Origin of the sequence: Enterobacter sp. P82, from assembly GCF_037053385.1 — a bacterium.
Taxonomy (GTDB): Bacteria; Pseudomonadota; Gammaproteobacteria; order Enterobacterales; family Enterobacteriaceae; genus Enterobacter.
Window position 1 is genome coordinate 226,843 of the sequence record NZ_JBALHX010000002.1, and the last position, 14,378, is coordinate 241,220.

10 protein-coding genes are annotated in these 14,378 nt (G+C 50.0%); all 10 read left to right on the forward strand.

All coding sequences use genetic code 11. From position 1 onward, the window contains the following. The first annotated feature begins 186 nt into the window (after nt 1-186). The 10 genes from WB237_RS13890 to WB237_RS13935 all read left to right on the forward strand — a co-directional run bounded on the left by WB237_RS13890 (nt 187) and on the right by WB237_RS13935 (nt 14,221). Nucleotides 187-453 carry a helix-turn-helix transcriptional regulator gene (locus WB237_RS13890; protein WP_176521520.1) on the forward strand — a complete coding sequence of 89 codons (267 nt, stop codon included), beginning with the start codon at nt 187-189 and terminating at the stop codon, nt 451-453. Beyond that, the gene (locus tag WB237_RS13895; protein ID WP_094917773.1) at nt 450-998 is read left to right on the forward strand and encodes a host cell division inhibitor Icd-like protein; all 549 of its coding nucleotides are present in this window, start codon (nt 450-452) and stop codon (nt 996-998) included. The genes WB237_RS13890 and WB237_RS13895 overlap by 4 nt, the downstream gene beginning before the upstream one ends. After that, nucleotides 995-1,222 (forward strand): hypothetical protein, encoded by a 228-nt coding sequence (locus tag WB237_RS13900; RefSeq protein WP_032983269.1) that lies wholly within the window; start codon nt 995-997, stop codon nt 1,220-1,222. The genes WB237_RS13895 and WB237_RS13900 overlap by 4 nt, the downstream gene beginning before the upstream one ends. Beyond that, a complete protein-coding gene (locus WB237_RS13905; protein WP_038421034.1) occupies nt 1,219-1,539 on the forward strand; it encodes a DUF5375 domain-containing protein in 321 nt (106 codons plus the stop codon). The genes WB237_RS13900 and WB237_RS13905 overlap by 4 nt, the downstream gene beginning before the upstream one ends. Nucleotides 1,540-1,553: 14 nt before the next feature. Continuing rightward, nucleotides 1,554-3,887: a primase-helicase zinc-binding domain-containing protein gene (locus WB237_RS13910; RefSeq protein WP_336213922.1), complete on the forward strand. Its 2,334-nt coding sequence runs from the start codon at nt 1,554-1,556 to the stop codon at nt 3,885-3,887. Nucleotides 3,888-4,830: 943 nt separating this feature from the next. After that, the gene (hsdR, locus tag WB237_RS13915) at nt 4,831-8,343 is read left to right on the forward strand and encodes a type I restriction-modification system endonuclease (protein WP_336213924.1); all 3,513 of its coding nucleotides are present in this window, start codon (nt 4,831-4,833) and stop codon (nt 8,341-8,343) included. A gap of 71 nt (nt 8,344-8,414) precedes the next feature. Next, nucleotides 8,415-10,004: an N-6 DNA methylase gene (locus tag WB237_RS13920; RefSeq protein ID WP_336213926.1), complete on the forward strand. Its 1,590-nt coding sequence runs from the start codon at nt 8,415-8,417 to the stop codon at nt 10,002-10,004. Next, nucleotides 10,001-11,713: a restriction endonuclease subunit S gene (locus WB237_RS13925; RefSeq protein ID WP_336213928.1), complete on the forward strand. Its 1,713-nt coding sequence runs from the start codon at nt 10,001-10,003 to the stop codon at nt 11,711-11,713. The genes WB237_RS13920 and WB237_RS13925 overlap by 4 nt, the downstream gene beginning before the upstream one ends. Before the next feature lie 22 nt (nt 11,714-11,735). Further along, entirely contained in the window at nt 11,736-13,382 is a 1,647-nt protein-coding gene (locus tag WB237_RS13930; RefSeq protein WP_336213930.1) for an AAA family ATPase, read from the forward strand. Then, the gene (locus tag WB237_RS13935) at nt 13,379-14,221 is read left to right on the forward strand and encodes an HNH endonuclease (RefSeq protein ID WP_336213932.1); all 843 of its coding nucleotides are present in this window, start codon (nt 13,379-13,381) and stop codon (nt 14,219-14,221) included. The genes WB237_RS13930 and WB237_RS13935 overlap by 4 nt, the downstream gene beginning before the upstream one ends. Nucleotides 14,222-14,378 lie beyond the last annotated feature (157 nt).

The following is a 14,378-nucleotide window of genomic DNA, read 5'->3' on the forward strand; positions in this document are numbered from 1 at the left end:
TTTCCATCAATTGCCACTGATTGCCAGCAGTTGCCACGGGTTTGCCACATTCGATAAATCAACGGTCTGGATGCAAAATCGTCCGTAAAAGACTTGTTGCCCTGAGGGTAAATATTCACAAAATAGAGAGCTACCCGAGGCCGGACGGACACGACCGGCACAGTATGGACTTTATGAGGTAGCCCGATGCACACCGCTTTTTCTTCCCCGTCTTCTGCCCCTGCAGCCCCGATGATGCCGGTCTCTGATGCCGTTCAGGAACGCTTTATCCGCCTGCCCGAAGTGATGCATCTGTGCGGTCTGTCCCGGTCGACCATTTACGACCTCATCAGCCGGGAGGCTTTCCCGAAACAAATCAGCCTGGGCGGAAAAAACGTGGCGTGGGCGCAGTCTGAAATCACCGCATGGATGGCAGATCGCATTGCCGAGCGCAACCGGGGTTATGTGGCATGATGATGACCGTTCAGCAAACAGCCCCTTTTTCTGGCTTGCTTCCTGTCGCTGTTTCCAGGTATAGTTTTCCCGCTGTCGCAAAATCGGCAGCCGGGCGTGAGAACCCGAGTTACTCAGTGGCGACACCGGACGCGCCATGCGTCTTTTTTTGTGTCTATGCCTATGTGCACCTGTTGTTTACGCATCGGTTCTTGAGCCGTTGCTGTATCTGCGTAATGGTGGCTCAGGCGGGGCAGCCTTCGGGCTGGCCGGTACCCATTGAGGCCGGTTTCTCACCCCCGTCTGGGCTACCACCCGAGCGTGAGAACTCCGGTGGTGGCGTTAACCGCTACTCAATGGAGGCTGCCATCATGGCTACGACCCTCACCCCGTCACATTCGCAGTTTGTCTTTGTGTTTGCCGCCGTTCGTCGCGCAGACCGTAAACCCCGTATCTGTATGCTCCGCACCGTTGCCGGTGATGAACACGCCGCACGCCTGTCCCTCGTTCGCGACTACGTTCTGTCGTTCGCTGGCCGCCTGCCGGTTACGGAGGTGCGACCATGAAACAGACCCTTATCACCCCTCATGATATCGAGTGCCTTGAGCATATGCGTAATCTCGGCCAGCTCGTTGACGAGCTGATGAAGGTGCAGGACTCAACCTCCGTTTGTCGCGACCCGGCGCAGCAGTTGCAGCTCACCTCCGTGATTTACCTCATGACCGCCCAGCTCGACGGCGTGGTCGAGCGCTGCAAAAAGCGCTGGCTGACCGGGGAGGATAACGTATGAAAAAGCCATTACCCCCCGTATTACGCGCCGCGCTGTATCGTCGCGCCGTGGCCTGTGCATGGCTGACGGTATGCGAACGCCAGCGCCGCTACCCGCACCTCACCCTCGACGCGCTGGAAAGCGCCATTGCCGCCGAGCTGGAGGGCTTCTACCTGCGCCAGCACGGCGAGGAAAAAGGCCGCCAGATTGCCTGTGCGCTGCTGGAAGATTTAATGGAAGCCGGACCGCTCAAGGCAACCCCGTCGCTGTCCTTTCTGGGACTCGCCGTGATGGATGAACTCTGTGCCCGTCATATCACATCGCCTGTTATGCACTGAGGGAGAAAATAACGATGAAAATGAACGTAACGGAAACTGTAAAACAGGCGTGCGGCCACTGGCCGCGCATTCTCCCGGCGCTGGGCGTGAAGGTCATTAAAAACCGGCATCAGGCCTGTCCGGTGTGCGGCGGCTCTGACCGCTTCCGCTTTGACGATAAAGAGGGGCGCGGCACATGGTTCTGTAACCAGTGCGGTGCGGGTGACGGGCTTAAGCTGGTTGAGAAGGTGTTCGGCATGACCGCATCAGAGGCTGCCGGGAAGGTGAACGCCGTGACCGGCAACCTGCCGCCGGTTGCCCCGGAAGTGATTGCGACCGCAGAGGCTGAAACCGAAGCTGACCGTAAAGCGGCCGCCGCGCTGGCCGTCAGACTGATGGAGAAAACCCGCACGGCCAGTGGCAACGTCTATCTGACCCGCAAGGGCTTCCCTGACCGGGAATGTCCGGTACTGTCGGTCATGCATAAAACCGGCGGCTTGACGTTCCGCGCCGGTGATGTGGTTGTCCCGCTGTATGACGATACCGGCGCACTGGTTAACCTTCAGCTTATCAGTTCTGAGGGGCTCAAACGCACCCTGAAAGGCGGGACGGTAAAAGGGGCGTGCCACACTATCGAAGGGAAAAAACAGGCAGGAAAACGCCTGTGGATTGCAGAGGGCTATGCAACCGCGCTCACCGTGCATCACCTGACCGGCGAAACCGTCATGGTGGCGCTGTCGTCCGTGAACCTCCTTTCTCTGGCGAGCCTTGCCCGTCAGAAACACCCGGCCTGTCAGATTGTCCTCGCTGCTGACCGTGACCTTAACGGCGATGGTCAGACAAAAGCCGCCGCGGCCGCAGAAGCCTGTGAGGGCATTGTCGCCCTGCCGCCGGTGTTCGGTGACTGGAATGATGCGTTTATGCAGAATGGCGGGGAGGCCACCCGAAAAGCGATTTATGACGCCATCCGGCCACCGGCACAAAGCCCGTTCGACACCATGAGCGAGGCGGAATTTACCGCCATGAGCGCCAGCGACAAGGCTCTGCGGGTGCATGAGCATTACGGCGAAGCGCTGGCGGTGGATGCGAACGGCCAGCTCCTGTCCCGTTATGAAGCAGGGATATGGAAAGTCGTTCAGCCGTCCAGTTTCGAACGCGACGTAGCCGGGCTTTTCCAGCGCCTGCGCGCCCCGTTCTCGTCGGGGAGAATCACCTCAGTGGTGGAGACGCTGAAGCTGATTATTCCTCAGCAGGCCGCACCGGCACGCCGTCTGATTGGTTTTCGCAACGGGGTACTCGATACCCAAAGCGGCCTGTTCAGCCCACACAGTAAATCGCACTGGCTGCGCACGCTGTGCGACGTGGATTTTACCCCGCCGGTGGAAGGCGAAACACTGGAAACCCATGCCCCGAATTTCTGGCGCTGGCTCGACCGTGCTGCCGGTAGCAGACCAGAAAAACGCGACGTGATTCTGGCCGCGCTGTTTATGGTGCTGGCGAACCGCTACGACTGGCAGCTCTTTCTCGAAGTCACCGGTCCGGGTGGCAGCGGCAAAAGTATTCTGGCCGAAATCGCGACCCTGCTTGCCGGGGAAGATAACGCCACGTCGGCCGACATCGACACGCTGGAAGACCCGCGTAAACGTGCATCCCTGATTGGCTTCTCGCTGATACGTCTGCCTGACCAGGAAAAATGGAGCGGTGACGGTGCAGGGCTGAAGGCCATCACCGGCGGCGATGCGGTCTCGGTTGACCCGAAATACCAGAATCCGTACTCAACGCATATCCCGGCGGTGATTCTGGCCGTGAACAATAACCCAATGCGCTTCACCGACCGCAGTGGCGGTGTGTCGCGTCGCCGGGTGATTATTCATTTCCCGGAGCAGATTGCCCCGGAGGAACGCGACCCGCAGCTCAGGGATAAAATTGCGCGCGAGCTGGCCGTTATCGTGCGCCAGCTTATGCAGAAATTCAGCGACCCGATGGCAGCGCGCGCACTGCTCCAGTCGCAGCAGAACTCCGACGAGGCGCTCAGCATCAAGCGCGACGCAGACCCGACGTTTGATTTTTGCGGCTATCTGGAAATGCTGCCGCAGACTAACGGGATGTTTATGGGCAATGCCAGCATTGTCCCGCGTAATTACCGTAAGTATCTCTATCACGCGTATCTGGCCTATATGGAGGCCAACGGGTACAGGAACGTGCTCAGCCTGAAAATGTTCGGGCTGGGGCTGCCCATGATGCTGAAAGAGTACGGCCTGAATTATGAGAAGCGGCACACAAAGCTGGGGATACAGACCAATCTGTCGCTGAAAGAGGAAAGCTACGGCGACTGGCTGCCGAAATGCGACGAACCTGCAGCGACATAACCCACTCCAGACCGGCAACAGCCGGTCTTTTTCTTTCCGGCCATTGTCATAAGGTGAACACTCCACTGTTCACCCTTCACCGTATATTCACCCTGTATCACTATGAAATTATTGATAAAAAATCAAAGGTGAACAGTGTGAACAGTAAAACCGGAAAAAACTTTTTATACCCCCCGTGTATTGCCTGACCGGGCGCAGCCAGAACGAGCAAAACGAACAAAGGTGAAGAGTCGACTGTTCACCCTTCACCAACTCATCACCACTTAACTTCATGATATAAAATGAGAAATAACTGAGGTGAACAGTGTGAACAGTAAAATGCAAAAAAACTTTTTTTGTGGCATTGAGTCCCGGTTAGGATCCGGATTTCGGATCCTAACCGAATAGGGCGTTAATCTTGAATTTGGTAGCAATATCAAATAGCTAAGTTTGATATGTTCAAAAAAATCGTTGGGGGCACAAAAGGGGGCATATTACTTATGATTGTTGTGAATGTTATTGTATTTCAGTTGCTTAAGTTGTGATTTGAGTCCGGCCTTCGCACCATAAAGATGCAAATCAAAGTCGCTTAAGGGCGGCTTTTTTTGTGTCTGAAATACACGTAAAGTTTTCCTTTCAACGGAAGACAATCTGATTCAGCCAATATCAAATTTCTTATAAGTATAGAACAGAATATATTCTCATTCGATAATTGTCATATTTGTGCATAAGCTTTCCGGTGATTTTGAAAGGTTATTTGTCTTAGCCTGACGCTTTCCGCTTTACCTGGAAAAGGAATGTATGCATATCCCGCATGGTTTAAATATCGCTCATCTGCTGTAACGAACCCCAAACTTTCTCCATCATTGATTAACTTGCTGTGATTTTGGTCATTGCTCGGGAAGCTTCAGAAAGTTAAAGTAAAAATTATGTTCCTAAAATGTATGCGCAGGCCTGCATAACAATGATGAATAAATCCAATTTTGAGTTCCTGAAGGGCGTGAACGATTTCACCTATGCCATCGCATGCGCGGCGGAAAATAACTACCCGGATGATCCCAATACTGCGCTGGTAAAAATGCGTATGTTTGGCGAAGCGACGGCAAAACATCTTGGCCTGCTGTTGGACATTCCTCCCTGTGAAAATCAGCACGAACTCCTGCGTGAGCTTGGCAAAATTGCCTTCGTTGACGACAGCATTCTTTCCGTTTTTCATAAATTACGTCGTATTGGTAACCAGGCTGTCCACGAATACCATAACGATCTTGATGACGCGCAGATGTGCTTACGGCTGGGTTTTCGGCTGGGGGTCTGGTACTACCGTTTGGTTACGAAAGATTATGACTTCCCTGTGCCTGTTTTTGTTTTACCGGAGCGCGGAGAAAATCTTTACCGTCAGGAAGTACTGACGTTAAAACAAAAGCTAGAAGAGCAGTCACGTGAGAAAGCACTCAGTCAGGCTGAACTCGAAGCACAGCAGCAGAAACTGATTGCTCTGAACGGCTATATTGCCATTCTTGAAGGTAAGCAGCAGGAAACTGAAGCACAGACATTGGCTCGTTTCTCAGCTCTGGAAGCGCAGTTAGCTGAGAAAAATGCGAAGCTGGCTAAGCTCACGGAACAGGAAAGAAAAGCCTACCATAAAGAAATTACCGACCAGGCCGTCAAGCGTACACTGAATCTCAATGAAGAGGAGAGTCGCTTCCTGATTGACGCTCAGTTACGTAAAGCGGGTTGGCAGGCGGATAGTAAAATGCTGCGCTTTGCCAAAGGTGCTCGCCCGGAACCGGGTATCAATAAAGCGATTGCCGAATGGCCTACGGGCGTAGATGAAACGGGTAAGCAAGGATTTGCGGATTATGTTCTGTTCGTTGGCCTCAAGCCCATCGCCGTTGTCGAAGCAAAACGTAAAAATATTGATGTTCCCGGCAAGCTGAATGAGGCTTATCGATACAGTAAATATTTCGATAATGCGTTTTTGCGCGATACGCTTCTGGAGCAATTTACCCCCGACGATATACACGAAGCCCTACCGGTTTACGAAATCAGCTGGCAAGATACCAGCGGCACACAGCGTTTTAAAATCCCCTTTTGCTACTCCACCAACGGGCGTGAATATCGCGCGGCGATGAAGACCAAAAGCGGTATTTGGTATCGCGACGTCCGCCACACCACCAATATGTCGAAAGCGCTGCCGGAATGGCATCGCCCGGAAGAGCTGGTGGATATGCTGGGCAGTGACCCGCAAAAACAGAATCGGTGGTTTGCCGATAACCCCGGAATGAGCGAACTGGGCCTGCGTTATTACCAGGAGGATGCCGTTCACGCGGTAGAGAAGGCCATTGTTAACGGCCAACAAGAGATCCTGCTGGCGATGGCGACCGGTACCGGTAAAACCCGTACCGCCATCGCCCTGATGTTCCGCCTGATCCAGTCGCAACGTTTCAAACGCATCCTGTTTCTGGTCGACCGTCGCTCGCTCGGCGAGCAGGCGCTGGGATCGTTCGAAGATACGCGGATTAACGGCGACACTTTTAACAGCATTTTCGATATCAAAGGCTTGACCGACAAATTCCCGGAAGACAGCACCAAAATTCACGTCGCTACGGTTCAGTCTCTGGTCAAGCGTACGCTGCAATCCGATGAACCGATGCCGGTTGGCCGCTACGACTGTATCGTGGTTGACGAAGCACACCGCGGCTACATTCTTGATAAAGAGCAGACCGAAGGCGAGCTGCAGTTCCGTAGCCAGCTGGATTACGTTTCCGCCTACCGTCGCATTCTCGACCACTTCGACGCGGTAAAAATTGCCCTGACCGCCACGCCAGCCCTGCACACGGTTGATATTTTCGGCGAACCAGTATACCGCTACACCTACCGTACGGCGGTGATCGATGGCTACCTGATTGACCAGGATCCCCCTATTCAGATCGTCACCCGCAACGCGCAGGATGGAGTTTATCTATCAGAAGGTGAACAGGTGGAACGCCTGAACCCGCAAGGCGAGCTGATCAACGACACGCTGGCTGACGATCAGGATTTTGAGGTCGCCGATTTTAACCGCGGCCTAGTGATCCCGGCGTTTAACCGTGCGGTATGCGGTGAGCTCACCAAATACCTGGATCCCACCGGCCAGCAAAAAACGCTGGTGTTCTGCGTCACCAACGCCCATGCCGACATGGTGGTTGACGAGCTGCGCACCGCGTTTAAGAGAAAGTTTCCGCAGCTTGAACACGACGCCATTATCAAGATCACCGGTGATGCCGATAAAGACGCGAAGAAAGTGCAAAGCATGATCGTCCGCTTCAACAAAGAGCGGCTACCCAATATTGTGGTTACCGTCGATCTGCTGACTACCGGCGTGGATATTCCGTCTATCTGTAATATTGTGTTTCTGCGCAAAGTCAAAAGCCGCATTCTCTACGAGCAGATGAAGGGCCGTGCCACGCGTCTGTGCCCGTCAGTAGGGAAAACCAGCTTTAAGATTTTCGACTGTGTTGATATCTACAGCTCGTTGGAAAGCGTCGACACCATGCGCCCGGTGGTTGTGCGTCCGCAGGTGGAACTGCAAACGCTGGTCAATGAAATTACCGACTCAGAAACCTACAAAACCGTTGAAGCGGATGGTCGCAGTTTTGCCGAACACAGCCATGAACAGCTGGTCGCCAAGCTGCAGCGGATTATCGGCCTCGCCGCCTATAACCGCGATCGCAGCGAAGCGGTGGATAAGCAGGTTCGCCGTTTGGACGAATTGTGTCAGGATGCCGCGGGCGTCAACTTCGGTGGCCTGGCTTCCCGCCTGCGGGAAAAAGGGCCGCACTGGAGCGCAGAGATTTTCAATAAGCTCCCCGGCTTTATCGCCCGGCTGGAAAGGCTGAAAACCGATATCAACGCCCTGCGCGACGCGCCTATCTTCCTCGATATTGACGATGAGGTGGTGACCGTCAAATCGCTGTACGGTGACTACGACACGCCGCAGGATTTCCTCGAAGCGTTCGATGCGCTGGTACAGCATGCCCCGAACGGCCAGCCCGCGCTTCAGGCGGTGATCAATCGCCCGCGCGACCTCACCCGTAAAGGGCTGGTGGAATTGCAGGAGTGGTTTGACCGCCAGCATTTTGAAGAGTCGTCCCTGCGTGGCGCGTGGAAAGCAACGCGCAATCAGGATATCGCCGCCCGGCTGATCGGCCATATCCGTCGTGCGGCAGTGGGCGATGCGCTCAAACCGTTCGACGAGCGTGTTGATCACGCGCTGGCGCGCATCAAAGGCGAAAACGACTGGAGCGATGAGCAGATAAGCTGGCTCGACCGTTTAGCGCAGGCGCTAAAAGAGAAAGTGGTGCTCGACGACGACGTTTTCAAAACCGGCAATTTCCACCGTCGCGGTGGTAAGCCAATGTTACAGCGCACCTTTGACGGCAACCTCGACAGCGTGCTGGATAAGTTCAGCGATTACATCTGGGATGAGCTCGCCTGACGCGTTATCATCCCCGGCAATTTCTTCTTCTGCGGCCCCGATAAGGGCCGCTGTTTTACATGGGATCTTCGATGAACAATAACGATCTGGTCGCCAAGCTGTGGAAACTGTGCGACAACCTGCGCGACGGCGGCGTCTCCTATCAAAACTACGTCAATGAACTCGCCTCGCTGCTGTTTTTGAAAATGTGTAAAGAGACCGGCCAGGAAGCGGACTACCTGCCGGAAGGCTACCGCTGGGATGACTTGAAATCGCGTATCGGGCAAGAGCAATTACAGTTCTACCGTAACCTGTTGGTGCATTTGGGGACGGATGAACAGAAGCTCGTGCAAGCGGTTTTCCAGAACGTTAATACCACCATCACTCAGCCAAAACAGTTGACTGAGCTGGTCAGCAACATGGACTCGCTCGACTGGTACAACGGAACTGATGGTAAATCTCGCGATGACTTCGGCGATATGTACGAAGGGCTGTTGCAGAAAAATGCCAACGAAACCAAATCCGGCGCAGGCCAGTATTTCACCCCACGTCCATTGATTAAAACTATCGTTCATCTGCTGAAGCCACAGCCGCGTGAAATTGTCCAGGATCCGGCGGCGGGTACGGCAGGTTTTTTGATTGAAGCCGACCGCTACATAAAATCACAAACTAACGATCTGGATGATCTTGACGGTGACACTCAGGATTTCCAGATCCATCGCGCTTTTATCGGCCTAGAATTGGTACCAGGTACCCGTCGTCTGGCATTGATGAACTGCCTGTTACACGATATTGAAGGCAACCTTGATCACGGTGGTGCCATCCGCCTTGGTAACACGCTGGGTAGCGACGGTGAAAACCTGCCGCAGGCTCATGTGGTGATGACCAACCCACCGTTCGGCAGTGCCGCAGGTACTAACATTACCCGTACCTTTGTTCACCCAACCAGCAACAAACAGCTGTGCTTTATGCAGCACATTATCGAGACGCTGCGGCCTGGTGGTCGTGCCGCAGTAGTTGTACCTGATAATGTGTTGTTCGAAGGTGGGAAGGGAACTGATATCCGTCGCGACCTGATGGACAAGTGTCATCTACATACCATTCTGCGTCTGCCGACCGGCATCTTTTATGCCCAGGGTGTAAAAACCAATGTGCTGTTCTTTACTAAAGGCACGGTGGCAAATCCTAACCAGGATAAGAACTGCACTGACGATGTCTGGGTATATGACCTGCGTACCAATATGCCAAGCTTTGGCAAGCGCACACCATTCACCGAGCAGCATTTGCAGCCCTTTGAAACTGTCTACGGCGTGGATCCACACGGCCTTAGCCCGCGCCCTGAAGGCGAGTGGAGCTTTAACGCCGAAGAGGCTGAAGTTGCTGATAATGAAGAGAACAAAAATATCGACCAGCACCAGGCCACCAGCCGCTGGCGTAAATTCAGCCGCGAGTGGATCCGTACTGCCAAGTCTGATTCGCTGGATATCTCATGGCTGAAGGACAAAGACAGCATCGACGCCGACAATCTGCCGGAGCCGGATGTATTAGCGGCAGAAGCTATGAGCGAGCTGGTACAGGCGTTGGGTGAGCTGGATGCGTTGATGCGTGAACTGGGGGCGGACGATGTGGCGGATGCTCAGCGCCAGTTGCTGAACGAAGCATTTGGAGAGGTGAAGGAATGAGTGCAGGGAAATTGCCGGAGGGGTGGGTTGAAAGCCAGCTTTCTGAAATATGTAGTAAGCCGCAATATGGGTATACAACTAAGTCCAGTGCTTCAGGGGAAATAAAATATTTAAGAACTACCGATATTACAAAGGGGGCTGTCAATTGGTCTAATGTACCGTATTGTTTAGATATCCCTGATGATGTATCAAAATATCAATTACATGATAGGGATATTGTTATATCTCGGGCTGGGTCAATAGGTTTTAGTTCCTTATTGAAGAATCCACCAAGTAATGCAGTGTTCGCTTCCTATCTTATTCGTTTTAAACCATCTGATTTTTTTTCAGAGCTCTACCTTAAGCGTTTTTTAGAGTCTGGAAACTATTGGAATCAGCTTTCCTCAATGTCGGCAGGAAATGCCGTCCAAAATGTGAATGCCCAAAAATTATCTACTCTTATAGTACCAATACCTCCACTTGTTGAACAAATAATAATCGCCGAAAAACTTGATACGCTGCTGGCGCAGGTAGACAGCACCAAAGCACGTCTTGAGCAAATCCCACAAATCCTTAAACGTTTTCGTCAGGCCCTGATGGCTGCAGCTGTGAGTGGTCATTTAACAGAAGCGTGGCGGAATAAACATTGCAATATAGATATAAATAATATTTCAGTAAGTAAGTATAAGCCTAATAATGGACTCTTTGAACAAGCAAAATCATCAGTTCCTGAAATACCTAGTTCATGGCAGATAATCCCCTCTGCTCATTTGATCGAATATATCACTAGTGGTTCAAGAGGTTGGGCGGATTATTACTCTACTGAGGGGGCTCTTTTTCTTCGGATGAGTAATGTACGCTATAATACAACTAAATTGGATCTGGATGATTTGCAATTTGTTAACCTGCCAGGCAGTGTAGAAGGTAAGCGTTCACATGTAAAAGTTGATGATCTAATCATATCTCTTACTGCTGATGTTGGGCGAGTTGCGAGAATAGATAAAGACCTAGGTGAAGCTTACATAAATCAACATCTTGCCTTGGTAAGGCCAACCAAAAATATTGACTCAGAATATTTTGCTTTATGTATTGCATCGCAAAATATAGGTGTGAAGCAAATTCAATTCTTTAAAAAAGGAGCAACTAAGGCTGGTCTTGGACTCGATGATATACGTAGCTTAGCTATTCCCTTTCCTCCACTCTCTGAACAACAAGAAATCGTTCGTCGTGTCGAACAGCTCTTTGTCTATGTTGATACCATTGAAAAACAGGTCAATAATGCTTTGACGCGCGTCAACAATCTTACTCAGTCAATATTGGCAAAAGCATTTCGTGGTGAATTGTCTTCGCAATGGCGAGCAGAAAATCCTGAGCTTATTACCGGTGAAAATAGCGCGGCTGCTTTGCTGAAAAAAATTAAGGACGAGCGGGAAGCTATAAAAAGACTTCCTAAACCAAAGCGCTCCGCCATAAAAAAAAAGACAGGTAAACGCATGAGCAAACAAATCATCAAAGTGGTCGAAGCCTTGACACAAGCAGGTGAACCCCTTAGTGGCCAACAATTGTTAGTTGCTGCAGGCTATCCTGGCGATAGCAATACAGACGATCTAGAAAAGTTCTTTCTCGATATTCGTCAAGCGCTTATAGTCGAAAAGTCTATTGTGAAACTGGAGCGTAGTGAAGATGGTCAGGATTGGTTTTCCTTGGCAGAGGTGGGCTCTAATGAATAACGTCAAATTCTAAGGTAGGCTTATGAAAGTCGATAAACTGCACATTCGCTCGCGTTTTAAAAATCTCGAGAACGTGACGGTGGACTTTGATCAAGACCATCTAATGACGGTAATTGTTGGCCGTAATGGCTCGGGAAAATCCAATGTTTTAGAAGCCTTGGTTTCCATATTTCGCAATCTAGATTTAGGGGAGGCACCACCGTTTTCTTATGAGTTGGTTTATAGACTGGGTGAGCCGCACAGTATAGACCAACCCAGTGACCGGTGGTTGGAGGTAATCATCGATGCCGACCCAACTCGTGGCACTCTGGCGAAGCAATATGAAGTTTGTGTTCGAGACTTATTAAGTGGTGAAACACCTGCGGATATGTTCGCTGATAAACCACAAGGGATAACGATACCTTTTTCTAAGGTTAAACGTGATAAAGAAGGGGCTGCGCCTTATCTTCCTAAATATGTGTTCGCTTATTATTCTGGGCCTAGTGATAGGCTGGAAAGATATTTTAGAAAACATAGAACAGATTTTTATCGAAGCTTGTTAAAAAATGAACTAGATCTGAAGGGGGATATTCGGCCACTTTTCTACGCCAAACCTCATCATAGTCAATTTGTATTGCTGGCTTTTTTCTTATCAGACCAAGACAGCAAAGAAAAAGCATTTTTACGTGAGCATTTAGGTATCGACGGTTTGGATAGCATTCACTTTGTGATGCGCCAGCCCGGTTGGGCTAAGGAAAAGGGAGAATTATTTTGGGGGGCTCGTGGCGTGGTGCGCCGTTTTTTAGATGAGCTGATTAAATACACATTATCACCGGTGAAAATTACCCGACAGGAAGACACTTCCTTAACTGGAAGCAATATTCGTAATGAATTTTTCCATCTTTTCTTACCTGACCAATATGCTTTACGCGATTTCGCCAAGGACCTCAGCGCTGATGAACTGTTTAAAATGCTTGAGAGCACACTGTTGTCTGAAATTATTTCTGAAGTCAGCATTCGGGTTAAGGTATCCAGCAGTGAAGAGCCACTCACCTTTCGTGAATTAAGTGAAGGCGAACAACAATTACTTACCGTATTGGGCTTACTCAAATTTACTGGTGGTAAGGATTCATTATTCCTACTGGATGAACCCGATACCCACCTCAATCCTTCTTGGGCTGTGAAATACCTTAAGTTTTTGCGTGAGTTCGTACCTAATCATGAAACTAGTCATTTGCTAATGGTAACGCATCATCCACTTGCAATCGCAGAGCTAAAAAAACAACAAGTACAGGTTATGTGGCGTGATGATGATTATAAAGTCCACTCACAAGAGCCCTATATTGATCCCCGTGGTGCCGGTTTTATGGCAACGCTTACTGAGATTTTCGGTCTCAACACTACATTAGACCTAGAAACACAAAGCTTACTGGATCAGAGAAACGAACTTGCCCACATAGAAAATCGTTCAGAGGATGAGAACAATCAACTTGACCTAATTAATGACCATTTGAATAGATTAGGCTTTTCGTTTGAAAATAGAGACCCTCTATATAGTGATTTTCTTTTGGCTTGGCAGGATTTACGGTATTCGGACAAACCTCTGTTAACACCAGATAAGGCGGCTCAACGTCGCTTAGCGATGAAAAAAGTAATTGAGGTAATCCTAACTAAGAAGGATGAATCATGATTTTCATTAGACGTGATGCAGCTCTTATTCCCAAGAAGGTTTTGGATGTTGCCCTGCGAGCACAAAGCGATCTTGAGAAATTATCACCTGAAAAAAGAAAAGAATTCATTAAGAAAAAGTCATATATTTGGAGAGGGTTTTCAAAATATCTGGCAAAAATGTCTTATGGAAAGTGTTGGTATTCAGAGGCGAAGGATGCAGGTGCAAATTTTGATGTTGATCATTTCAGACCTAAAGCTGAAGCAAGAAGAACCGAAGAGACCGTCGATGCTGACGGATATTCGTGGCTTGCATTTGATTGGGACAACTTCCGGCTTTCTGCACAAAACTGTAATCGACTGAATACTGACGATAAAGGGGAAACTCACGGCAAAGGTAGTTGGTTTCCATTACTGCAAGGAAGCCCTAAAGCTTCATGGGATAATCGATGTATTGAGAATGAAATGGTCGTTTTATTGGACCCTGTCCTCAAAACTGACCTGATTTATATAGACTATGATGATAATGGTAGGTTTAAGCCAAGCCAGCTTTGTGTTGGAATACCAGCGTTAAGAGTTAGGTCATCCGCAATCTTTTATGGCCTTAACTTGGAGAAGATGAGAGAGGCTCGGTTCGAGGTTATGAAGGATGCAAAAGAGTTATTTGAAATCATTCAGCAGTCTGCTCTAGAATTAGAGCAATTTGGCGATGATGCTCCAATGAGATCTATAGAACGTCAAATTGAACAATTAAGAATGAAAACTCGAGCTGATGCTCCATTTAGTCGTGCAGTCCGTACTCAGCTTATAAAAATTGGTGCGGATGATTATTTGATCGATCGAAGCTTAGATGCTGAGTAAGATACGTTTAAAAATGTGGTCAATTATAGATGACCACATTTTAGTATTTTTTCTTTTATCACTTCCTTTTTTAGCATATCAGTCAATATAAAACGTCGCTTGGGCGAAACGGAAATCTGGTCAAAACCCGATCAGGTAAAAGGGGACATTTTCTATC

What these genes read in the sequence shown, in the direction of transcription:
- WB237_RS13890 (WP_176521520.1), top strand. Translation starts at nt 187, where the DNA reads ATGCACACCGCTTTTTCTTCCCCGTCTTCTGCCCCTGCAGCCCCGATG.
- WB237_RS13895 (WP_094917773.1), top strand. Translation starts at nt 450, where the DNA reads ATGATGATGACCGTTCAGCAAACAGCCCCTTTTTCTGGCTTGCTTCCT.
- WB237_RS13900 (WP_032983269.1), top strand. Translation starts at nt 995, where the DNA reads ATGAAACAGACCCTTATCACCCCTCATGATATCGAGTGCCTTGAGCAT.
- WB237_RS13905 (WP_038421034.1), top strand. Translation starts at nt 1,219, where the DNA reads ATGAAAAAGCCATTACCCCCCGTATTACGCGCCGCGCTGTATCGTCGC.
- WB237_RS13910 (WP_336213922.1), top strand. Translation starts at nt 1,554, where the DNA reads ATGAAAATGAACGTAACGGAAACTGTAAAACAGGCGTGCGGCCACTGG.
- hsdR (WP_336213924.1), top strand. Translation starts at nt 4,831, where the DNA reads ATGATGAATAAATCCAATTTTGAGTTCCTGAAGGGCGTGAACGATTTC.
- WB237_RS13920 (WP_336213926.1), top strand. Translation starts at nt 8,415, where the DNA reads ATGAACAATAACGATCTGGTCGCCAAGCTGTGGAAACTGTGCGACAAC.
- WB237_RS13925 (WP_336213928.1), top strand. Translation starts at nt 10,001, where the DNA reads ATGAGTGCAGGGAAATTGCCGGAGGGGTGGGTTGAAAGCCAGCTTTCT.
- WB237_RS13930 (WP_336213930.1), top strand. Translation starts at nt 11,736, where the DNA reads ATGAAAGTCGATAAACTGCACATTCGCTCGCGTTTTAAAAATCTCGAG.
- WB237_RS13935 (WP_336213932.1), top strand. Translation starts at nt 13,379, where the DNA reads ATGATTTTCATTAGACGTGATGCAGCTCTTATTCCCAAGAAGGTTTTG.